The following is a 22157-nucleotide window of genomic DNA, read 5'->3' as shown; positions in this document are numbered from 1 at the left end:
AGTACACTGGCAAATTCTATTTTGAGTATTTAGTACAAGGTATTTCATGGAATCGCAGCAGACTCGTCAGGGTGTTTTATTCGCTTTAGCCGCTTATTTTATCTGGGGTATTGCTCCGGCCTATTTTAAGCTAATCGATTATGTGCCTGCTAATGAGATACTGACGCATCGGGTTATCTGGTCATTTTTCTTTATGATCTTATTAATTAGCGTCAGCCGTCAGTGGAATAGGGTGCGTCAGGCCTGTCGAAATAAAACTAAACTATTGTTGCTGGCGGTAAGCGCCATATTAATTGGTAGTAACTGGCTGACGTTTATCTGGGCGGTTAATAATCATCATATGCTGGAAGCCAGTATGGGATACTTTATTAACCCATTGGTTAATGTGTTGCTCGGCATGCTATTTCTTAGCGAGCGTTTTCGTCGTATGCAGTGGATTGCAGTAGCACTGGCCTTTAGCGGCGTTGCAATCCAACTCTGGCAGTTTGGTTCAATTCCTTATATCAGCCTGATTCTGGCTTTTACTTTTGGCCTGTATGCGTTAGTGCGTAAAAAAATTGGTGTCGATTCACAAACCGGTATGTTAATTGAAACCCTGTGGTTGCTGCCAATTGCAGCGATCTATTTGTTCTTTATCGCAGATACCACAACCAGCCACCTGAGCCAAAACACAATGTCGCTGAACTTACTGCTGGTTGCTGCGGGAGTTGTCACCACCATACCCCTGTTATTCTTCACCGCTGCCGCTACCAGGCTACGTCTCTCTACTCTGGGCTTCTTCCAGTATATTGGCCCAACGTTGATGTTTGTTCTGGCGATAGTCTTTTATGGTGAAACCATTGGCAAAGATAAGCTGATTACATTTGGCTTTATTTGGGTGGCACTGATTATCTTTGTGCTTGATGCTCTGTATTACCAACGTAAATTACGTTAATTATCAGACTTTCTTGGTGCATGGCGGGAGATAAATTTCGCCATCGCCGGGCCGGTCATCAAGATACTGAATAATCTCAGAGTCTGCATCGCCATAACGAAAGACATATCCACCCCGCTGCCCGCAGCAATAATTGCCACGGTATCTAACCCACCGGGGCTGGTTGCCAGATAGGCAGTCAGGAAATCCATATCCAATACTTTGGTTAACGCCAGCGCCATTAATGCGCACAGCGACATCAATGCCAGTATCGAGATAACAATTTGCGGCAGCGTTCTTAACGCCAGCAGAAAAACTGCCCGATTAAAACGTAAACCAACGCTCCAGCCAATAAAAGCATAAGCCATTGCCAGCAGCCATTCAGGCAGTTGAATGGTTAATACATCACCTGCATGCAATCCTGCGCCAATCAACATCGGGAACAGCATAGTACCAGAGGGAAAACGCAGACGACGCCCTAACCAACCGGCAATAACGGCCAGAGCCAGAGTTGCGACAAAATCCCGGCCCAATGGAGGGAACCATATCAGCTCTTGTACTACGCTCTTCGCTTCTCCCCCCATAGCAATACGTACCACCAGCGCCGCTGAACCGGCAACAAACAGCACCCGAAGGTATTGCATAAAGGCCACCAAGCGCACATCTGCACCATACTCTTCCGACATGGCAACCATCGCCGCCGCACCGCCCGGTGATGACCCCCAGGCTCCGGTTGTACCCGGCAGACTGCTAAAGCGAACCAGCAACCAGCCTGACATACCGCTGGCAAACAACGTTGCCAGCAAAATGAAAAGGACAATCGGCCAATTTGCCGCCAGAGAGACCAAAATAGACGAAGAGAGGTTTTGAGCAATCATGCAGCCAAGAATGGCCTGAGAAGAGATAAAAAAACGGTTATCAATACGTACCGTTGCGCCACAGAGGCTCATGGTGACTCCAACCACCATTGGGCCAAGTAACATCGCCGCAGGGATGTGGAAATGCAGCATCACCAGCGATAACAACAGAGAGAGAATTAACAATATGACCCATTGAAAAATGGGAGAGCGTTCTGCCACGGTTACACATCCTGATAACTAACGCAGCGGAAACGTAGCCCGCAAAGGCATCACCGCTGATTGATATAAAATGATTATATACCCTAAATAATTCAAGTTGCAGGAAGGCGGCAAGTAAGCCGACGCATCTGCAACCTGAAGTACAACGGGTATAGCACACTCTATACCTATCAGACGGTAAATCTTTGACGGAAACGGGGTATCAGAGCCAATTACGACGCTTAAAGTAGAGATAAGGTGCTAACGCCGCACAAATCATCAGGCCAATTGCTGCCGGATAACCAAATGACCAGTCCAGCTCTGGCATAAACTTAAAGTTCATACCGTAACTTGATGCCACCAGCGTTGGCGGCAGAAATACTACGGATACCACCGAGAAGATCTTGATGATGCGGCTTTGTTCGATATTAATAAAGCCCATCGCCGCCTGCATCAGAAAGTTAACCTTCTGAAACAGGGATTCATTGTGAGGCAGCAGAGATTCGATATCTCGTAATACTTCACGCGCCTGATCCAACTGATTGCCCGGCAGTCGTGCTTTGCGCACCAGAAAATTTAATGCCCGCTGGCTATCCATCAGACACAAACGAACCTTCCAGCCGGTATCTTCCAGCTCGGCCAGTGTGGACAACGCTTCGTCATAGCCATCACCAGGATGACCTTCCATAATAATTCGACTCAGGGCTTCCAGATCGCTGTAAATATTTTCGATTTCATCAGCCAACTGCTCAATTTTAGTCTCGAACAGGTCTAACAGCAGTTCGTAAGCATTACCATCGATCATCGCCCGATTACGAGCTCGCATCCGGTAGAGACGGAAAGCAGGTAGATCGCGCTCACGCAGCGTAAACAAACGACCATCACGAATGGTAAATGCCACGGTGGCGTTGCCGCCGCGGTCTTCGGCATCTTCGTAATAAAAGAAGGAGTGAATGTGCAGGCCATCTTCATCTTCGAAAAAACGCGCCGATGCTTCAATGTCGTCCAGCTCCGGGCGGGTTGCCAGCGACTGGCCCAGCTCTTCCTGAACGCGTTCCCGTTCTTCATCCTCTGGTTCCACCAGATCGACCCATACGGACGAGGCCAGATTATCACCCTCATCCAACTCTAAACGAGATAAGCGGTAATGATTTAATTGAAATGCGCTTAGCATAGCGTCATCCCTCTTTTACAGTGGAGATACAGACAACGCATTGAACAATCTGACATGCTGGCAAAAGCCATAACAATCAGACCTAGACTAGATCCAGCTCATTAGCGACGGGATAATATAAGAGGTCGCTGACAACCACGAAGGCTATCAGCAAATAGGGATAGCCTTAGAAGTTGAACTTAATTAAAAGATCATTGAGCCAGTATCGACTGGGAATGTCCAAAGCTGTTGCCCCCATAGGAAAATAGTGCGCGCATGTTACGCCTTCGGGAAAAACTCTGTCAACTATTGGAAAGTATTTATTGCTTATTTTCGCGCCGAATTTAACAGGTATAACAGGCAGAGTCGAATTTTCATCTATTAATTCATTATTTTTTATTGGTTTTATAGTTTAAACCAGACGCTGAAACCAACACGAAACAAACGGTGGCAACGGAAAAGGGGGTTTTATGACTAAAACATCAGGAGAATCGAGAGAGTCAGGAACACAACAATATTCCTGACGTTCTGTTTTAGCTAGTTACAGCACTTCCAATCTGGCATAAGAGGCCACCAGCCACTTAATGCCTTCTCCCTGAAACGCTATTTGCAGCCGGGCATGTTCACCGCTCCCCTCAAGGTTGATGATGGTACCCTCACCAAACTTAGGATGACGAACCCGTTGGCCCAGCTTATATCCGCTATCATTCTGGCTTATTGGTGTTCCCATTCGGCTGTGGCTAACCGGGCGCGATACGCTGGCCCGCAGGCGAACCTCTTCAATACAATCTTCCGGCAGCTCGCCCACAAAGCGCGACGGGCGGTGATACACCTCTTTACCGTATAAACGGCGGGTTTCCGCATAGGTCAGGGTTAGCTTCTGCATGGCTCGCGTTACACCCACATAGGCCAGACGTCGTTCTTCCTCCAGTCTGCCACCTTCATCCAGCGACATTTGGCTGGGGAACATACCCTCTTCCATTCCGACAATAAATACCTGCAGAAACTCCAGACCTTTGGCTGAATGCAGGGTCATTAACTGTACTGCATCCTGATAGGCATCGGCCTGCCCTTCTCCCGCTTCCAGCGCGGCATGGGACAAGAATGCCTGTAGCGGCGTCAAATCCATATCTTCATCCTGGAAGCTAAACTGACGCGTCGCCGTCACCAGTTCTTCCAGGTTTTCTACCCGCGCCTGGCCTTTTTCCCCTTTCTCCTGCTCATACATTTGACGCAGGCCCGAATCGCGGATCACCCGGTCAGTTTGTACATGCAGAGGCAGTTCGCTGGTTTCACGACTCAGGGCTTCAATTAATTCAATAAAACGTTGAATAGCACCCGCAGCCCGACCGGCCAGTACCTTTTCCTGTAGCAAAGCAATGGATGCCTGCCATAGCGTAACCTGACGATCGCGGGCAGCATGACGGATAACATCCAGAGAACGATCGCCAATACCGCGCGTTGGGGTGTTTACCACCCGCTCGAATGCAGCGTCATCATTTGGATTGGTAATTAAACGCAGATAAGCCAGTGAATCTTTAATTTCCTGACGTTCAAAGAATCGCATGCCGCCGTATATCCGATAGGGCATTGATGCCTGTAATAGCGCCTCTTCCAGTACTCGTGATTGGGCGTTGCTGCGATACAGGATGGCACAGTCAGTTAAAGCACCACCACCGTCCTGAAATGTTTTAATACGGCTGACAACAAAGCGGGCCTCGTCCAGCTCATTAAACGCGCAATAAAGGGAAATCGGCCCCCCTTGTTCACCATCAGTCCACAACTCTTTACCTAAACGGCCATCGTTATTGGCGATCAGGGCGTTAGCCGCTTTCAGAATATTGCTGGTTGAACGGTAATTTTGTTCCAGACGAACGGTTTGCGCCCCCGGGAAATCATCCAGAAAACGCTGAATATTCTCGACCTGTGCACCACGCCAGCCATAAATTGACTGATCGTCATCACCAACAATCATTACTTTAGCACTGTCACCCGCCAGCATACGGATCCAGGCGTACTGAATACGGTTAGTATCCTGAAACTCGTCCACCAGAATATTGGTGAAGCGTTCGCGATAATGGTTCAGTATTTGAGGTTTGTGCAACCATAGTTCGTGAGCGCGCAGCAGAATCTCAGCAAAATCTACCAGTCCGGCACGATCGCAGGCTTCCTGATAGGCCTGATAAATTCGTAACCATGTGCCTTCAGTAACGTTGCCATAAGTATCAATGTGCTGCGGGCGCAGGCCATCATCTTTTTTATTATTGATGTACCACATGGCCTGACGAGGAACCCACTGCTTCTCATCCAGATTCATTGCCCGAATGATTCGCTTTAATAATCGCAGTTGATCTTCGCTGTCCAGAATCTGGAAATCCTGCGGTAAATTAGCCTCAAGATGATGTGCCCGTAAAAGGCGATGAGCGAGGCCGTGGAAGGTTCCAATCCACATGCCACCCTGACTAGTCCCTATTAGCTGTTCGATGCGGTGACGCATCTCTGCAGCAGCTTTATTGGTAAAGGTTACCGCCATGATAGAATAGGGGGAACTGTGTTCAACAGACAGCAACCAGGCAATACGATGCACTAATACACGAGTTTTTCCACTACCTGCCCCGGCAAGCACCAACATATTGGTCCGGGGAGCGGCGATAGCTTCGCGCTGTTTATCATTTAAGTTTTCTAGCAGGTAGGAAACGTCCATTATTAGGCCATATACTGTTAATTTATACAGATGAATGGATAGATTATATCAATCGACACAACGATTCCAACCGGGAAATTTCAATATGGGGTAATAAACAGCCGGTTGGCTCATGCATGATGTTTCTGTCGCGATCGTTAATCCAGCATGCCTGAAGGCCGTGGCGTATTGCTCCGGCAACGTCAGTAATCAAATCATCCCCGACATGCAAAATAGTTTCTGGCGCAAGTTTAAGCTGTCGGGCTGCATTCAGATACATATCACCAAATGGCTTTGCCCGACCATCCGGCCCGGCACGTAACACCAGTTGAAAATAGCCACTCAGACCGAACATATGTGGATTGGCATTACCGTTAGTGACCGCCACCAGTGGATATTGTGTTGCCAACAGGCTCAATGTAGTGTGGGTGGATTGAGGTACTTCAATACGGCTACGCCAGTAACTGAAATGCTCCATGGTCATTTCAGCCCCCTGACGGGCATCGTTATCGCTATAACCATGAACCTGTAGCGTGGTCTCAAACGCCCGACGTCGCCATTCGCTGACATCGTGGTAAATATCAGGTTCCTGCTCCAGCAGTTGATGGCGGATTCGGTTAAATCCTTCACGGCTTAAGTCAGCCACCTGAGGAAACTGCTGCTGCATAAAGCTAACCACTTCTCGTTCTGTGCGTTCAATAACCGGACGATTATCATACAGCGTATCATCAAGATCGAAGGTCAGTGCTTTAACAGGCCCCAGCGGTCGATAAAAATGCATCAGGATTTCCCTCTCTTGGCGCGTGGATGAGCAGCATCATACACCGAGCTTAAATGCTGAAAATCCAAATGGGTATAGATTTGGGTCGTGGAGAGGTTAGCATGTCCCAACAGCTCTTGCACGGCCCGTAGGTCTCCGCTGGACTCTAACATATGGGTAGCAAAAGAGTGCCGCAGTTTATGAGGATGAACATGGCTGTTCACGCCCTGCTTAACACCCCATTCTGCGAAACGCTTCTCCACATTACGGGCTGAAATGCGGTTACCGTGTTTTGAAACAAACAGCGCATCATCATCCGGCGCATAAAACTCACGCATAGGTAGCCAGCGGTTTAGCCAGGTTACGGCCATTCTTCCAATAGGTAATTTGCGCTCTTTGCTGCCTTTTCCCACTACCCGAATCTCGCCGGACTCCAGATTCACCTGACGACAGTCTAAACCAACCAGCTCAGACAGACGCAGCCCCGCGCCATACATGAGTTCCAGCATAGTGCGATCTCTGACGGCCAGAGGATCGTTTAAGTCGATATCCAGCAGATGATTGACCTCATCCACATCCATATTCTTTGGTAGATGGCGACCTTTGCGCGGCGTTGAAATCCCTTTCGCCGGATTAGCGGTGATTTGCCCCTGACCAATCATCCAGTCCAGGAAACTACGCAGAGCAGAGAGCCGTAACGCCAGGCTGGCAGACTCCAGCCCGGAACGTTTACTACGCGTAACCAACATCCTCACGCCCGCAGCATCCAGTTTGGTCCAGTCCGTTAATCCAATATCAACCAGCAGCGCAATGAGCTCCGCCAGCTGTCGCTGATAACTTTTCAATGTGTAGGGACTGAGCTGACGTTCAACTCGCAGGTAACGCAGAAAACTATCGACGGGATTCTGTAAAGATGGACAACTTAAGTCGTCATGGTGTTCTGTCATACCGGCTCTATCCATCGGAATAACAGTCCGGGTAGAATCAGACTGAGTTGATCGAGTATCAGTGTACCCATACCTTGCTGGTAATGCTGAGGATCGCGGCTGGTAAAGATCACCATACCTAAGTCCCCTCTTTTTCCTAACAGGGATAATGCAACCGAGCCGACCATTTTAGCCTCAGGCATTAACAACAGAATTTCCGGGCCATTCAGTGAACCTAAATATTGATTACGGTCACCCAGTCGCTGAATACGCATTGATTCGAATGACTGACATGACAGAGCAAGATGAGTGAAATCCGAAGGGGCACCCAGATGCCATTTCTCATTAAACAGGCGAATGGTTGCGTCAACCAGACCCAGAGAACGGGCCCACTGCCGTAAACGATCTAATAAATCTTGCAGGCTATCGGCCTGTACCAACTGACATTGCAGGTTAATCAGTCGGGTAAACAGAATCTCATTGGTGGTTGCCTGTTCCATCAATAACGTAATCTCTTCTTCTAACTGCTCAATATGATTACGCTGACGGCCCATCTGCCACTCAACTAACGAGATACTGTCTCGCACCGGATGAGGGACCCGCATCTGTTCAATTTGTCGGGCATTGCGAATAAAAAAATCAGGATTATTTAGCAGATACTGGCTGACCATGTCATCGGTAAGGCTGACTGGCGGTGTCTCCGAGGTTGATCCCTTTTTTTTACGCTGGCTCATAGGTGAATAAATCCATCATAAACATGTGAAGCTGGCCCTACCATATACAGCGGATGTCCCGGTCCTTTCCAGCTTATTTGCAAACTGCCACCGGGAAGTTCAACTTTCACATTTTCGTCCAGCACGCCTTGCATAATACCAACCGCAACAGCAGCACAGGCACCGCTACCGCAGGCCTGGGTTTCACCAGCACCGCGCTCATAAACTCTCAGACGAATGCTTCCACGATGGGCGACCTGCATAAAACCAATATTAGCTCGTTCAGGAAAGCGTTCATGGCTTTCCAACAAAGGTCCCAGTTCTTCCACATTAGCGGTATCTACATTATCCACCTGTAAAACGCAATGTGGGTTACCCATCGATACCACACCGCACAGCACCGTGTGTTCAGCCGCACGGAAAATGTAGGTTTTCTCCATTTTTGCAGCACGAAAAGGCACATGGGATGGATCAAAATCAGGCTCACCCATGTTGACGGTCACCAAATCATCTTCACTGACCGAGAGCGTCATACGACCATTTTGCGTACTGACCCGGATATCTCGCTTATTGGTCAATCCTTTCAGGCGAACAAAGCGAGCAAAGCATCGGGCTCCATTGCCACATTGTGCAACTTCACTGCCGTCGGCATTAAATATCCGGTAATGAAAATCTAAATCGGGATCATAGGGTGCTTCAACCACCAACAATTGGTCGAAGCCAACACCATAATGGCGGTCCGCCAAACGGCGGATCAGCTCGGGTGAAAAATAGACGTTTTGTGTCACCGCATCGACAACCATAAAATCGTTGCCCAAGCCATGCATTTTAGAGAATTGCATTTCATACCCCACGTTCGACGACCTTATATCTTACTGATTTATCGCCAGTTAAATTCTCGTCTTGCCGGGCCAGCCATTCTGAAGCTGTGAAACCAGAAAACGTATATCCTGATATATTATTTCACCACATGCTCACCGCGCCACAAATCTTCAAAATTCTCTCGCTCACGCACCACATGAGCCTGTACACCATCAACCATAATTTCTGCCGGGCGGCAGCGGGTATTATAATTTGAGCTCATAGTGAAACCATAGGCTCCGGCGCTACGTACCGCCAGTAAATCCCCCGGATTCAGCGTTAATTCGCGATTTTTACCGAGAAAATCGCTGGTTTCACATACCGGCCCAACAACATCATAGGTTTGACGCTGGCCGGAGGGTTTTTCGATAACCGGAATAATCTTCATCCATGCTTCATATAAAGCCGGGCGAATCAGATCGTTCATACCTGCATCAACAATGGCAAAATGGTGGTCGTCCTGATCTTTCAGGTACTCCACGCTAGTCAGCATGATACCGGCGTTGGCGGCAATAGCACGCCCTGGTTCGAAGCAAAGCTCCAGACCTTCACGGCCCTTCAGCTTTTGCAATAAGGCTGAAGCATACTCTTTCGGCTCTGGTGGCGTTTCGTCGTCATAGCGCACGCCCAATCCCCCCCCCAGATCCAGATGATGGATCTCAATACCATCCTCTTTAAGCTGGTCCAGTAAAACCAACAGACGGTCGGTCGCGTCAAGGAAAGGAGACAGTTCTGTAAGCTGAGAGCCAATATGGCAATCGACACCTCTGATATCAATATTCGACATCTCATTTGCCAGGCGATAAACCTCACGCGCTTTTTGATAGCTGATACCAAACTTATTCTCTTTCAGGCCGGTAGAAATATAAGGGTGGGTTTTGGCGTCCACATCCGGGTTAATACGTAACGAAATCGGCGCTCTAACTCTCATTTCACCTGCGATCTGATTAATACGGTGTAATTCAGGAATAGATTCCACATTAAAACAGCGAATACCCACTTCCAGTGCCCGACAAATCTCAACTTTCGACTTGGCCACACCAGAAAACACAATTTTCGCCGGATCGCCGCCAGCAGCCAAAACGCGTTCCAATTCACCTTGTGAAACGATGTCAAAACCTGAGCCTAAGCGAGCCAGAATATTCAGAAATGCCAGATTGCTATTGGCCTTAATCGCATAACAAATCAGATGAGGATGACCTGATAGCGCATCATTAAATGCATGCCAGTGGCGCTCAATCGTTGCCCGGGAATAGATATAAAGAGGCGTACCAAAACGAGAGGCTAACTCTGCCACCGGTACATCTTCAGCAAATAATTGCCCGTCTTTGTAATTAAAGTAATCCATAGTGTCTGCCTAATCTGTTTTTTTATGCTGTATTTATCTGGTACAACCGAAATACCCTGAATGTCCCTGGCACGCACTCTCTGTTGGCTGCGTGATAAAAGTAAACTTTAGCGGATAAACCAAAGATTACTCTTTGGACGCTTTATCAACCTGGGTATTATTTTCTGTTTGTGCAGGTTGTGATTGCGTCGGTTTTAGCGGAGACTCCTTCTTAGGTGGCTCGTCCGTTGGCATATATAAAGGCCCTTTCAAGCCGCAGCCAGCAAGCCAAAAAATTGTCAGTAATAAGAGTGAGCAACGAAAAAATGTATTCATTAAAATAAGCCTGTGATTCATTTTGTTTAGCCCTCTATAATCGCAGCTAGATCACGAAAAGCAATAGGAATTCTGATTATGAATGATACTGAGTTTCATCAACTGGCCGAAAAACTGATGCATAACATCGAAGAAGCCATTGATAGCATCGATAGCGATGCCGATATTGATTATGAAATCAATGGTGGGGTGATGTCACTCTCTTTTGAGAATGGCTCCAAGATTATCATTAACAAACAAGAGCCTATGCATCAAGTCTGGCTGGCAACCAAGGGTGGTGGATATCATTTTGACTATCGTGATGGTCAATGGTTTTGCGATCGCAGCGGTCAGGAATTTTTCTCTGTGCTATCAGAAGCCTGCACTGAACAAGCGGGGGAAGAGGTTTATCTGCGGGATTAATTTTTCGCAACCAGGTTATCCAAATCAAGATTAGATAATATTCCGGTCGTAACAAAAGTTATTTAAACGCCGACCGGAAAACTCTACCTGCCAGATATCAAAACGTATGACTAAGCAGAATATCTTTTTTAGTGATCGGCACCGATGGCGCGCTCAACGGCGAAATAGAGTTGCTGTTGAAAGGGATAATTCGCGCTTCCCCTTCTGACTGAATAATCTGATAAAACTGTGGCAGGTTAAAGTTGACCGAGCCCGAACCATAAGTGAAACGTTCATGGGAAGAGGCATAGAAACGGCTGACATCGCATACCAACTCTTCAATACACCCCTGACAGTTCAAATAGACTTCAACCCGATTTAACTCATCCAGAATATAGATATTGAACCCCTTATCCGTATCTTCAAAGAAGAACTGGATAATGCCCTCACTGGCAGAACCGTCAATGATTTCGGGCAAATGTTCCTGACCCGCTTTTAGCTGGACCGGAATTCCATTGAGCTTATTGTTGGAAATCGCACCATAAAACTCGACGGCATTTTCCAATTTTTGCACTGAAACACTCAGGCGTTCAAAGAATAACCCCCAGGTTTGTCCTGCAAGACGTAATGCTTTAAAACGGTTTGAATCCTGGCGCGTACTGGATAAACGCAGGCTGATACATTCCGACACCAGCTGTTGTAGGCGCGTCTGAATTAACCCTCGCAGATGCTGGCTGTAACAAAAGACATCTACTGATTCAGGGGGCAAAGCATCCTGATGCATCTTACCCAGAATAGTTTTCAGCGCTTCGATTACCGCCTGGCTGCCGCTAAAATGTAGCGTACGAACTTCATTCCACGAATTACGATACAACAAGTCTACGCTACCAATCAGGCACTGTTCCTGACTGCCAAAGCTGAATACATCTAATTTACCGAGGTCAAACGGCGGAGTATCTTGCTGTAGCAGGGATTCTGTCGGGTCATTTTCCAGATTAACAATCAGCGCCAAATGCCGAATCTCACAAGGGCTATACAGCGCCTTCGGTGTGGGAGCTGGCACCCTTAATGGAAAATGTTTCGCAATATCGGCAACAAACACCTGTAACTTTTCATTGCTGCAATATTGGCTGTTTTTAACATGCAGATGCGTATCAGGCGTCAATAAGCCATTAAAATAGCTCCAGGCCACCAGTTTGCTCAGGTAACGGTTATATTCCAGCGGTTGATGACCAATAATAGAATCAACCTGTGGAGCCTGATTATATAAATACCATCCGGCACGGTTGGCCCGATCAACAGGCACCTGAATAAACGTGAGATGCTTTTCTGACAGATCAGGTGATATCTGTGGGTTCACTAAAGTCACTTTACCCGGCAAAGCCTCAAAAGCGGCATATAACTTACGGGTTAGTACGCCAATATCTTGTGGGCTGGCACTAACGCTTAAATTATTACGGCGGGCAAAACGAATCAGGTTACGGTAGCTTTGCATCAGCGCATCCAGCAGCTCATTATGCGCATCACGAACGCGTTCAATTTTCCAGTTGGCGCGGTCGTCCAGAATTTGCATTCGTTCCGCATCCCAACCCCAGTCATGGGTTAACTGACTGAGAATTTCCCGACGCCAGTTACCCTGAGCCGGAATAGTCTCTGTCGATTCCGACAGGCGTTCACAAACCTTCATATAAAAACAGCGGCGCACCAAATCCAGACGGGCATCATCACCAATCGCCTGTAAATAAGTGGTCACTCTTTCCAGCATCATGTAATAGGCATCCAGACTGAAAGAGTCCAGCTCTCCATTATGCAGGCGCTGCTTAATCTCTATTGCCAACAGTTGCGACTGTGGGTACTGCCACGAATAGGTTTCCAGCAACAGTGTTTTCAACACCGCTTTATACGGCGAATCAATACTTTTATATAGCTGCCACAGGCTGGCACCAAAATACTCTTCAGCAGACAGCGATCCTAAACCTCCCAGATCTATCCACTCATCCCGTTGTAGCGTGCCGTCAGCAAACAGCGCTGAAACATACTCTTCGTAATTCATCTCCTGTTCATCGGGAACCACACTCCATAAAACAGGCTTACCGGCTAAACGCACGGCACTGCGATAAAATTCATCTAACAGCAGAATATGCAAGGTTGAACCACAATCTTCATTATCCAGCTTACCGCTCTGATTCTGGCGGAAGCGGTTTTCATCAATCAAAAAGAAGTTAACTTCTACTCCCAACGAGGCAGCCCACTGCTCTAACAACTGGCATTTTGCCTGCAAAATAGTGCGTTCGTTGCCGTTAAGCCATGACTGGTGACAAATCCAAATATCCAGATCGGAAAACTGGCTTTGTCCAACAGAGGAGGTACTTCCCATGCTGTAAACGCCTGTAATTGGTAGCGCCTGAGTAGCATGTTGATTAAGAGGAATATCGGTGCTCTGGCAGAAGTTTGTCAGATACTGTGTTTGAGTTTCATTGGGCGTGTAGGCGCAGATACCATTAGGAACGATACCATCCTGATAACCAGGCATTTTCGGGTGATGATAATGCAAAAAAACGGGCAGCATCATGTAAACCTGCTGGAAAGCAGATCCCATATTCGCCATAGCCCGATCGATACGTAATTGATTTAGCGTATCCAATCGCTGCTTTAATAGAGTCATATTAAGATGCAAGACGATTTGCCTGATTGATTTCCAAGATTGTTAAAGGAACTGCATTCTGGTTGCTCGTCCATTTAGCAAATACAATCGGTCATTAATTGCCAGAAACGTGATCAATTTAACACCTTGTGAGGTAGGCGTAAAGGTATTGCCCCCTTTCCCCAACGCTTACCACACTATTTTGTTCACAATTCAATACAACATTCGAGGTAGATATCAGACCTTCCTGCTGAATAATAAATAATTTCAGCAAAAAGCATCGAGACTTCATTTCATTTCAAATATTGATAATTTTTATGCTGCGCTGACACCCAAGGCCCCAACTGGTAGAATGAGACGACATAATAAAAAGGTAATGATAAAGCATGTCTACTAACACTATTCGCATTGCAACTCGTCAAAGCCCGCTGGCGTTATGGCAAGCACACTATGTCCGCGATCGCTTATTGGCTTTCCATCCAAACCTGACGGTTGAACTGGTGACCATGGTGACCCGTGGCGATATCATTCTGGATACCCCACTGGCCAAAGTAGGTGGCAAAGGGCTATTCGTTAAAGAGCTGGAAATTGCCATGCTGGAAGGTCGGGCAGATATTGCCGTTCATTCAATGAAAGATGTGCCGGTTGCTTTTCCTGAAGGTTTAGGTTTAGTCACCATTTGTGAACGTGAAGATCCTCGTGACGCCTTTGTCTCTAACCGTTTTAATTCACTGGATGAATTGCCTGCCGGCAGTATGGTCGGAACCTCAAGTCTGCGTCGTCAATGCCAGCTTCGTGCCCGCCGCCCTGACTTAGTCATCACTGATTTACGCGGTAATGTCGGTACTCGTCTGAGTAAATTGGATAATGGTCAGTATGATGCCATTATTCTGGCCGCTGCCGGTTTAAAACGTCTGAAGCTGGAACAACGTATCAGTAGCTTTATGACACCAGAAGAGTCCTTACCGGCCGTAGGCCAGGGTGCCGTAGGTATCGAGTGTCGTCTGAACGATTTGAGAACCCGTGAGCTGTTAGTACCGCTAAACGATGCCGCAACAGAAACCCGGGTTATTGCTGAACGCGCTATGAATGCCCGCCTTGAAGGTGGATGTCAGGTACCTATTGGCAGTTATGCCGAGCTGGAAGGCGATGAGCTTTGGCTCCGGGCGCTGGTTGGCGCACCAGACGGTAGTAAGATGATCCGTGGGGAACGCCGTGGTCCGGCCTCCGATGCTGAAAAGATGGGAATTGCTCTGGCTGAAGAACTGCTCAGTCAGGGAGCAGATGAAATTCTGCAATGTGTCTATCAGGATAATCAGCCCTGATGACCATACTGGTTACCCGCCCCACTCCTGCAGGTGATGAGTTAGTTAAACAACTCATTGCTCTGGGGTTCAATGCCTACCATACCCCATTAATTAGCTTTGCTCCCGGTGACGAACTCAATAGCTTACCCAACAATTTAAATATGTTACGTCAGGGTGACTTACTGATCGCCGCCTCCCAACATGCGGTATATTACGCACGGGATACGCTGCTCAAAGAAAACCACGCCTGGCCTGATAATATTGATTATTTGGCTATCGGGGAAAAAACTGCCAGAGAACTTGAAAAAGTGACAAACTATCCGGTAGCCCGCCCTGAAGGTCGCGAAATCAGCGAGCAACTGCTAAAATTACCTCAATTACAGCATGTTGCCGGTAAAAGAGTGTTGATTTTGCGAGGAAACGGCGGAAGGCCATTTCTGGCGGAACAGCTTAAAAAACGGGGAGCTGAAGTAACATTTTGTGAATGTTATCAACGCCACCCGATACCCTATGACGGCGAGAAACTTTGCCATCATTGGCAGCAAATGCACGTTAACACGCTGGTAATTACCAGTGGAGAAATGTTACAACAGCTGTACGAATTGGTTCCTGAGCGCTATCGTAACTGGTTACTTAGTTGCCAATTACTGGTAGTCAGTGAACGACTTGCTGCTCTGGCCAGCACACTAGGCTGGATGCATTGCCAAATTGCAGATAATGCAGATAACGATGCGCTATTGCGTGCGCTACAACAAATTTAACTACGGGATGTGCCAAGATGACGGATTCAACGACCCCATCAGCACCAGTTGAACAAGAGAACGTGTCAGCTGAAAAAGAAACAAATACTCAAACGCCAAAAGTCAGGCAAGGTAGCCGGTCTGGTGTTGCATTAGGAGCGATTGCTATCGCTTTAGTCATTGCGCTTGGCGGTGGTCTTTATTACCACGGTCATCAATGGGCTGCATCCCAGCAGGCAACAATACAGCAGTTACAGGCTCAAATTGATACGCTAAAAACCGGCCAGTCTAAAGAAGATGGTCAGCTGTTGGCTTCACAAAATGAGTTTACTCAGCAGTTGAAAAACACCGAAAAGCAGATAACCGAGCAAAATAATAAGCTGAATGCTCAGTTGTCTACGCTGCAAGAGCTACAAAATAAGGTCACGACTATTGCTTCCAACGACAGCAAAATATGGCATCTGTCTGAAGCTGATTTTCTGGTAAAAATGGCTGCTCGTAAGCTGTGGATTGAGCAAGATGCGGCAACAGCAGTCAATATGCTAAAAAGTGCGGACCAATCACTGTCTGAATTTAATGACCCAAGCTTAAGCGAAGTTCGTCAGGCTATTATTCAGGATATCAACTCCATCTCTGCGGTAAGCCAAATCGATTTCGACGGTATTGCCCTGAGATTAAATGAACTTTCAGATCAGGTGATGAACCTGCCATCCGCCAGTACCGACTGGGATAACACACCGCTGGATAAAAACAGCACTGAAGTTAGCGGTGAGCTAAAAGACTGGCGTCAGAATTTGAAAAACAGCTGGCATAACTTTATGTCAGAGTTCATTACTATTCGTACCCGCGATGTACCGGCTAATGAACTAACCAGCCCACTATTAACACCAGATCAGGACACTTATCTGAGAGAAAACCTGCGGTTAAAATTGTTGATTGCTGCCAGAGCGGTTTCCCGTCATCAAAGCGAAATCTATCAGCAATCGCTGGACAGCGTTTCTACCTGGGTTAGAGCCTACTTCGATCCGGATCACTCATCAACCAAGGCGTTTTTAAGCCAGCTTGATGAGCTCACTCAGCAATCCATTAACCTGGATATGCCTAAAGAGCTGAAAAGTTTATCACTGTTGGATGCCGTAACGAAAAAACGTACTCGTGATATCGCGCCACCAGCACCGGTTCCTGCTCCAACTACCGCACCTGTACCGGACTCAGCGCGTCCATCCAGTAATCAGGAGGGTTAAACATGCTACGTTTACTCTTTCTATTACTGATACTGGTTGCAGGTATAGCCGTAGGTCCTATGCTGTCAGGACATCAGGGTGCGGTAATGATCCAAACGGATAATTACGACATTAAGATGAGCGTAACCGGTCTTGCTATTCTTATCGCATTACTGTTTATCGTTCTGTTCTGCCTCGAGTGGGTATTACGTCGTATTTTCCATACCAGTGCACGTACTAAAGGTTGGTTTGTTGGCCGTAAAAGTACCCGCGCACGTAAACAAACCCGCGCGGCAATGCTTAAGCTGACCGAGGGGGATTTCTCTCAGGTTGAGAAATTACTCACCCGTAATGCCGATCATGCAGAGCAGCCGGTGGTGAACTATTTGTTAGCAGCTGAAGCTGCACAGCAAAATGGCGATAGTCAGCGGGTCAATGATTATTTGAGCCGGGCTGCAGAGCTGGCGGATACCGATCAACTTCCGGTTGATATTACTCGTATCCGTATCCAGTTAGCGCAAGGGGAATACCACGCTGCACGTCATGGTATAGACCAGTTACTCAATGATGCTCCTCGTCATCCGGAAGTACTGCGTCTGGCCCAACAGGCCTATTTAAAAACCGGTGGTTATGCCTCTTTACTGGAAATCATCCCTTCCATCGAGAAAGCCAAGCTTTACGACGAAGATACGCTGGAAACCCTGCGTCTTGATACTTACATCGGCTTAATGAATCAGGCCATGTCTGAAAGCGGTAGCGAAGGGCTGAAGCTATGGTGGAAAAACCAGCCGCGTAAAGTACGCAATAACCAAACTCTTCAGGTTGAACTGGCTTCCCATTTTATCGACTGTGATGACAATGAGCAGGCACAAAAGATCATTCTGGATGGATTAAAACATCAATATGATGAAAGGCTGATTCTGTTAATTCAGAAGCTGGAATCGGGTAATCCGGAGCCGCTGGAAAAAGAGTTAAAAATGCAGATTCAGGAACACGGGGCAACTCCACTGCTAAACAGCACACTGGGCCAACTCTTAATGAAGCACGGTGAGTGGGAGCAAGCCAGCGTGGTATTGAAACAAGCGATTGAGCAACATCCGGATGCCAAAGATTATGCCTTACTGGCAGACGCACTGGATAAGTTAAACCGCTCTCAGGAAGCCGCACAAGTGCGACGTCAGGGATTAGCTTTATCTCTGAAGTAAGCATATATTATCGTCATGAAACGGGTCCATATGTGGGCCCGTTTTTATTTTCGGGCCCAAGTTGCTTCTGGTTTAATAATCAGGCGGTAAATTTCAGGCAAAAAAAACACTTGCCTATAAGGGCAAGTGTGAGAAAAAAATCAGGTCAAAGGACAACATGGTGGTGTCTCACTCAACGTTATGTCTAATGTTTGATGACAATGTCATCATAAAGCTAGACGATAGACACCATTACTCAGCTCTGCATCATTCGTTGGATTATGAAGTGGTCCTTAAACCAACTATCATAAAAAGGAGAATGAGCATCTACATATAGGATAATGCACTTACCGTGCCAACTTTTATTAGTTCAAGTTAAAATAGCTTATTAAAACATAACCGATTGATTATAATTAAATTAATTTCAATCTTTGTTTTTGCTACTATTTTCATATTTTTGTACCGAACATAAAGCACATGATTAAGACGTCTCTTTTTAGAGACACCTAATACTCATTATATATTTACTTATTACAATCAATACGTTAAATGTCTTTAAGTAACGACAAAGCAAAGAAAAAACAGAAGAGATCAGCGACAGTATGAAATCACGGACAGATACCAACAAAAAATACCGGGCCTTTAGTTTTTCTATTCTACTGGTGGTTATCCTGTTTTTTGTTGCCATCGCTTTTGCATTTTGGTTTGGCTGGCTACCGCTTCAGGTTGTAATTTTATATGCCACATTAAGTCTGATAACTTTTTTTTTATACGGTAAAGATAAATCCGCCGCGAAAAAACATACCTGGCGTATCAAAGAAAGTACGCTGTTATGGCTGGGTGTTATCGGTGGGTGGCCAGGCGCTCTGATAGCGCAACAATTATTTCGCCACAAGTCGAGCAAGAAGTCATTTCAATGGATGTTCTGGCTTACCGTCATCATTAACTGTGCAATATTAATTTGGTGGTTAAGAAGTCGTTAAAATCGATGAGATAAACAGAAAGGCAATAATCAAACCACTCTTCTAAAGAGCAGATAAAGAAAAACCCCGTAATGTACGGGGTTCTCAAAATTTGGTCGGCGAGAGAGGATTCGAACCTCCGACCCACTGGTCCCAAACCAGTTGCGCTACCAAGCTGCGCTACTCGCCGAATCAGGTACTGCTTTTTATTTGTTATTTTAAATTCGTGTGGTGCGAAGAGAGGGACTTGAACCCTCACGTCCGAAGGACACTAACACCTGAAGCTAGCGCGTCTACCAATTCCGCCACCTTCGCAATGACACAAAAATCTAAAACCTACTATATCAACAAATTAATGGGGTGGCTAATGGGACTTGAACCCACGACAACTGGAATCACAATCCAGGGCTCTACCAACTGAGCTATAGCCACCATAAATTCTTTGCTCAACCCGGTATCCAAACCTTGGACATTAATCACGCCCTGCGCACTGTTTATGGCGCGCCCGACAGGATTCGAACCTGAGACCTCTGCCTCCGGAGGGCAGCGCTCTATCCAGCTGAGCTACGGGCGCGCAGTGCGCCGTTGCGGTGAGGATAGTACGGATTTAGAACCCATCTGTCTAGCCCTTTTTTCAGGAATTTTTCTAATTGCTCACTTCGTCAACGATTCGACCACTTTTTTATCACAAAACAAGGGTAATACGCATTTTGATAAGAATAAATTTATCTTTATTACTATTTTTTGCTTCCAGAATTCCTCAACCTCTTTTAAAGTCAGAGTCAGCGAGTGAGAAATACATTCGCACACTATAAAAGCAAACACAGATTTCCGGTTAACTGAACATCACCACATCAGGTGACGGTATTTTATTGACACAAAATACCGACCGGAAAGACAGGCTTAGGAAATAATATCTATTTTAGGGACCAACCACAGTGAGTAACATAAAAAAGCCATTCGGCTTTCTACGCGGTAGCCTCGTTACCCAAATATTAATAGGCATGTTGGCCGGTATCATTCTGGCACTCGTATCACCAAGCGGCGCTCAGGCCGTTGGCCTTTTAGGCAATTTATTCGTCAGTGCACTGAAGTCCGTTGCACCTATTCTGGTTTTTATTTTGGTTGCCTCTTCTATAGCCAACCATAAGAAAGGACAGAAAACCAATATGCGGCCAATCGTGGTGCTGTATCTGATTGGTACTTTTGCTGCTGCATTAATTGCCGTTCTGGGCAGCTTTTTATTCCCGTCAAAACTGTTGCTGGCCACGACCAATGCTTCGCTAACCCCTCCGGGCAGCGTAATTGAAGTTCTCCATGCCGTACTGTTTAAGATGGTGGATAACCCTGTCAGAGCCCTCATGGAAGCAAACTATATCGGTCTTCTGGTTTGGGGTATCGCGTTAGGTGTGGCTTTACGTCATGCATCTGATACCACCAAAACCGTCGTCAGCGATCTCTCTTACGGCATTACCTTTATCGTTCGTCTGGTGATCCGTTTCGCTCCTATCGGTATTTTTGGCTTAGTCTCCTCTACGCTGTCAGATCCGGAAACCGGTTTCTCTGCGTTTCGTGGCTATGCGCATCTGCTGACAGTATTAATCGGTTGTATGGCGGTAGTTGCGCTGGTACTTAACCCGCTAATTGTATTTATTATCACGCGTCAAAACCCATATCCATTAGTGTTTACCTGCCTGCGTGACAGTGGCATCCCTGCTTTCTTCACCCGTAGTTCTGCTGCAAACATTCCGGTCAATATGACTCTGTGTAAAAAGCTGAAACTTAAAGAAGAAACCTATTCAGTTGCCGTTCCTCTTGGTACCGCCATCAATATGGCAGGAGCAGCAGTGACTATCACGGTATTAACATTAGCAGCGGTGTATACTTTAGATATCATCGTTGACATTCCTACCGCATTACTGCTGAGTGTTATTGCCTCAGTATGCGCCTGTGGTGCATCAGGTGTCGCCGGTGGCTCTTTACTGCTGATTCCTGTTGCCTGTAGCATGTTTGGCATCCCAAATGAGATTGCTATGCAGGTTGTTGCCGTGGGCTTTATTATTGGGGTTCTGCAAGACTCGGTAGAAACCGCAATTAACTCATCAACTGATGTAGTATTTATCGCAGCAGTTTGCAAAGCTGAAGAGCAAAAAGAAGTAGCTATGGCGGCTTCTACCATAAAAGAAAGTTAATGACTGGTTGAATTTGAACAATAAAAAAGCCCGAAAGGGCTTTTTTATTGGCGATGATTTATCGACTAAAGGCGATTGGTGTAATGGTAAGCGACATACTTAAGCAGCTTAAACTGCCGGCGCCAGCGGGTCGGCTGGACCAGTAAACGATATAGCCACTCCAGTCCCATGTTCTGCCATGCCTTTGGTGCACGCTTAACGTGACCGGTAAACACATCATAGGTTCCACCAACGCCCATATACAGTGCATCAGAATAGAGTTTACGGCAATCGCGCATAAACATCTCCTGCTTTGGCGATCCCATAGCAACTGTCACAAATCGGGCACCGCTGGCACGAATGCGTTCAAACAAAGCCTCTCGATCTTCCGGTTTAAAATAACCGTCCTGACTGCCAACAATATTCACATTCCACTGGCTTTTTAGCTTTTGCTCAACTTCTGCCAATATTTCTGGTTTCCCTCCCACCAAAAATACCGGAACGCCCTGCTTTCCCGCCTGTTCCATTAACGCTTCCCAGAGATCGGCACCGGCAATACGCTGTACGTCTGCATCCGGATATTTACGGCGAATGGAACGCACGATACTGATTCCATCGGCATATTTATACTCAGCCGCATCAATTAATTCACGCAAAGGCTTATCCTGCTCTGCGGTCATGACTTTCTCTGCATTGATCGCAACCAGCGTCCCGGTTTTCATATCGCTATCGTCAAACAGATAGTCGACAAACTGAGCCATGTTGCGAAAGCCCCATATATCAATACCGCGAATACTATATTTAGCAATATTCAC

Annotated in this window: 19 protein-coding genes and 4 tRNA genes; 8 read left to right on the top strand and 15 right to left on the bottom strand. The window is 46.8% G+C overall.

Going from position 1 to position 22157, the window contains the following annotated elements; all coding sequences use genetic code 11:
* Positions 1-46 precede the first annotated feature (46 nt).
* Positions 47-934, top strand: a complete 888-nt coding sequence (gene rarD, locus LPW36_RS08410) for an EamA family transporter RarD (RefSeq protein WP_230609145.1) — start codon at positions 47-49, stop codon at positions 932-934.
* On the opposite strand, the gene LPW36_RS08405 is transcribed toward rarD, so the two are convergent.
* From LPW36_RS08405 to lptM, 9 genes are all read right to left on the bottom strand, one after another.
* Positions 931-1992, bottom strand: coding sequence for an AbrB family transcriptional regulator (locus LPW36_RS08405; protein WP_338085974.1), 1062 nt, complete (start codon positions 1990-1992; stop codon positions 931-933). The two genes, rarD and LPW36_RS08405, sit on opposite strands and share 4 nt — an antisense overlap.
* Before the next feature lie 202 nt (positions 1993-2194).
* On the bottom strand, positions 2195-3145 hold the full coding sequence (gene corA, locus LPW36_RS08400; protein WP_230609141.1) for a magnesium/cobalt transporter CorA: 951 nt from the start codon (positions 3143-3145) through the stop codon (positions 2195-2197).
* Between the two features lie 520 nt (positions 3146-3665).
* Positions 3666-5828, bottom strand: coding sequence for a DNA helicase II (uvrD, locus tag LPW36_RS08395; RefSeq protein WP_230609139.1), 2163 nt, complete (start codon positions 5826-5828; stop codon positions 3666-3668).
* Between the two features lie 43 nt (positions 5829-5871).
* The gene (gene yigB / locus LPW36_RS08390) at positions 5872-6588 is read right to left on the bottom strand and encodes a 5-amino-6-(5-phospho-D-ribitylamino)uracil phosphatase YigB (RefSeq protein ID WP_230609136.1); all 717 of its coding nucleotides are present in this window, start codon (positions 6586-6588) and stop codon (positions 5872-5874) included.
* On the bottom strand, positions 6588-7514 hold the full coding sequence (gene xerC, locus LPW36_RS08385; protein ID WP_230609132.1) for a tyrosine recombinase XerC: 927 nt from the start codon (positions 7512-7514) through the stop codon (positions 6588-6590). The genes yigB and xerC overlap by 1 nt, the downstream gene beginning before the upstream one ends.
* Positions 7511-8227, bottom strand: a complete 717-nt coding sequence (locus LPW36_RS08380; protein WP_230609129.1) for a DUF484 domain-containing protein — start codon at positions 8225-8227, stop codon at positions 7511-7513. Before LPW36_RS08380 ends, xerC begins: the two co-directional genes overlap by 4 nt.
* Positions 8224-9048: a diaminopimelate epimerase gene (gene dapF / locus LPW36_RS08375; protein ID WP_230609125.1), complete on the bottom strand. Its 825-nt coding sequence runs from the start codon at positions 9046-9048 to the stop codon at positions 8224-8226. The genes LPW36_RS08380 and dapF overlap by 4 nt, the downstream gene beginning before the upstream one ends.
* A gap of 116 nt (positions 9049-9164) precedes the next feature.
* The gene (gene lysA / locus LPW36_RS08370) at positions 9165-10415 is read right to left on the bottom strand and encodes a diaminopimelate decarboxylase (protein WP_230609122.1); all 1251 of its coding nucleotides are present in this window, start codon (positions 10413-10415) and stop codon (positions 9165-9167) included.
* Between the two features lie 126 nt (positions 10416-10541).
* The gene (gene lptM / locus LPW36_RS08365; RefSeq protein ID WP_230609119.1) at positions 10542-10730 is read right to left on the bottom strand and encodes an LPS translocon maturation chaperone LptM; all 189 of its coding nucleotides are present in this window, start codon (positions 10728-10730) and stop codon (positions 10542-10544) included.
* 78 nt (positions 10731-10808) lie between these two features.
* Between lptM and cyaY the strand changes: the two genes are divergently transcribed.
* Positions 10809-11132, top strand: coding sequence for an iron donor protein CyaY (gene cyaY, locus LPW36_RS08360; protein ID WP_230609116.1), 324 nt, complete (start codon positions 10809-10811; stop codon positions 11130-11132).
* Between the two features lie 97 nt (positions 11133-11229).
* Here cyaY and LPW36_RS08355 read toward each other — a convergent pair whose 3' ends face one another.
* A complete protein-coding gene (locus LPW36_RS08355) occupies positions 11230-13788 on the bottom strand; it encodes a class I adenylate cyclase (RefSeq protein WP_230609110.1) in 2559 nt (852 codons plus the stop codon).
* Positions 13789-14141: 353 nt separating this feature from the next.
* Here LPW36_RS08355 and hemC point away from each other — a divergent pair, with 353 nt between their 5' ends.
* The 5 genes from hemC to LPW36_RS08330 all read left to right on the top strand — a co-directional run bounded on the left by hemC (position 14142) and on the right by LPW36_RS08330 (position 19192).
* Positions 14142-15080, top strand: coding sequence for a hydroxymethylbilane synthase (hemC, locus tag LPW36_RS08350; RefSeq protein WP_230609108.1), 939 nt, complete (start codon positions 14142-14144; stop codon positions 15078-15080).
* On the top strand, positions 15080-15823 hold the full coding sequence (hemD, locus tag LPW36_RS08345; protein ID WP_230609105.1) for a uroporphyrinogen-III synthase: 744 nt from the start codon (positions 15080-15082) through the stop codon (positions 15821-15823). Before hemC ends, hemD begins: the two co-directional genes overlap by 1 nt.
* 17 nt (positions 15824-15840) lie before the next feature.
* Positions 15841-17046: a uroporphyrinogen-III C-methyltransferase gene (gene hemX / locus LPW36_RS08340; RefSeq protein ID WP_230609103.1), complete on the top strand. Its 1206-nt coding sequence runs from the start codon at positions 15841-15843 to the stop codon at positions 17044-17046.
* A gap of 2 nt (positions 17047-17048) precedes the next feature.
* Complete coding sequence (gene hemY / locus LPW36_RS08335; RefSeq protein ID WP_230609101.1) at positions 17049-18230, top strand: protoheme IX biogenesis protein HemY; 1182 nt, start codon at positions 17049-17051, stop codon at positions 18228-18230.
* Positions 18231-18811: 581 nt separating this feature from the next.
* Positions 18812-19192 (top strand): DUF1294 domain-containing protein, encoded by a 381-nt coding sequence (locus LPW36_RS08330; protein WP_230609098.1) that lies wholly within the window; start codon positions 18812-18814, stop codon positions 19190-19192.
* Between the two features lie 92 nt (positions 19193-19284).
* Here the strand turns inward: LPW36_RS08330 and LPW36_RS08325 are convergent.
* From LPW36_RS08325 to LPW36_RS08310, 4 genes are all read right to left on the bottom strand, one after another.
* Positions 19285-19361 (bottom strand) — tRNA-Pro (locus LPW36_RS08325).
* A 39-nt stretch (positions 19362-19400) separates the two neighbouring features.
* Positions 19401-19486 (bottom strand) — tRNA-Leu (locus LPW36_RS08320).
* A gap of 41 nt (positions 19487-19527) precedes the next feature.
* Positions 19528-19603 (bottom strand) — tRNA-His (locus LPW36_RS08315).
* Between the two features lie 65 nt (positions 19604-19668).
* Positions 19669-19745 (bottom strand) — tRNA-Arg (locus LPW36_RS08310).
* A gap of 364 nt (positions 19746-20109) precedes the next feature.
* On the opposite strand from LPW36_RS08310, the gene sstT reads away from it, so the two are divergent.
* On the top strand, positions 20110-21363 hold the full coding sequence (gene sstT / locus LPW36_RS08305) for a serine/threonine transporter SstT (protein ID WP_420844747.1): 1254 nt from the start codon (positions 20110-20112) through the stop codon (positions 21361-21363).
* A gap of 65 nt (positions 21364-21428) precedes the next feature.
* Here the strand turns inward: sstT and wecG are convergent, their stop codons facing one another.
* Positions 21429-22157 (bottom strand): lipopolysaccharide N-acetylmannosaminouronosyltransferase, encoded by a 729-nt coding sequence (gene wecG, locus LPW36_RS08300; protein ID WP_230609095.1) that lies wholly within the window; start codon positions 22155-22157, stop codon positions 21429-21431.

Source organism: Limnobaculum eriocheiris (assembly GCF_021010575.1).
In the GTDB taxonomy this organism is placed as follows: domain Bacteria; phylum Pseudomonadota; class Gammaproteobacteria; order Enterobacterales; family Enterobacteriaceae; genus Limnobaculum; species Limnobaculum eriocheiris.
This window is presented reverse-complemented; position numbering and strand designations above follow the sequence as displayed.

Excerpts from the sequence above, each read along its gene's own strand:
- hemY (WP_230609101.1), top strand. The coding sequence starts at position 17,049 with ATGCTACGTTTACTCTTTCTATTACTGATACTGGTTGCAGGTATAGCC.
- hemX (WP_230609103.1), top strand. The coding sequence starts at position 15,841 with ATGACGGATTCAACGACCCCATCAGCACCAGTTGAACAAGAGAACGTG.
- hemD (WP_230609105.1), top strand. The coding sequence starts at position 15,080 with ATGACCATACTGGTTACCCGCCCCACTCCTGCAGGTGATGAGTTAGTT.
- LPW36_RS08330 (WP_230609098.1), top strand. The coding sequence starts at position 18,812 with ATGAAATCACGGACAGATACCAACAAAAAATACCGGGCCTTTAGTTTT.
- cyaY (WP_230609116.1), top strand. The coding sequence starts at position 10,809 with ATGAATGATACTGAGTTTCATCAACTGGCCGAAAAACTGATGCATAAC.
- corA (WP_230609141.1), bottom strand. The coding sequence starts at position 3,145 with ATGCTAAGCGCATTTCAATTAAATCATTACCGCTTATCTCGTTTAGAG.
- lysA (WP_230609122.1), bottom strand. The coding sequence starts at position 10,415 with ATGGATTACTTTAATTACAAAGACGGGCAATTATTTGCTGAAGATGTA.
- rarD (WP_230609145.1), top strand. The coding sequence starts at position 47 with ATGGAATCGCAGCAGACTCGTCAGGGTGTTTTATTCGCTTTAGCCGCT.
- hemC (WP_230609108.1), top strand. The coding sequence starts at position 14,142 with ATGTCTACTAACACTATTCGCATTGCAACTCGTCAAAGCCCGCTGGCG.
- uvrD (WP_230609139.1), bottom strand. The coding sequence starts at position 5,828 with ATGGACGTTTCCTACCTGCTAGAAAACTTAAATGATAAACAGCGCGAA.
- lptM (WP_230609119.1), bottom strand. The coding sequence starts at position 10,730 with ATGAATACATTTTTTCGTTGCTCACTCTTATTACTGACAATTTTTTGG.
- LPW36_RS08380 (WP_230609129.1), bottom strand. The coding sequence starts at position 8,227 with ATGAGCCAGCGTAAAAAAAAGGGATCAACCTCGGAGACACCGCCAGTC.
- dapF (WP_230609125.1), bottom strand. The coding sequence starts at position 9,048 with ATGCAATTCTCTAAAATGCATGGCTTGGGCAACGATTTTATGGTTGTC.
- yigB (WP_230609136.1), bottom strand. The coding sequence starts at position 6,588 with ATGCATTTTTATCGACCGCTGGGGCCTGTTAAAGCACTGACCTTCGAT.
- xerC (WP_230609132.1), bottom strand. The coding sequence starts at position 7,514 with ATGACAGAACACCATGACGACTTAAGTTGTCCATCTTTACAGAATCCC.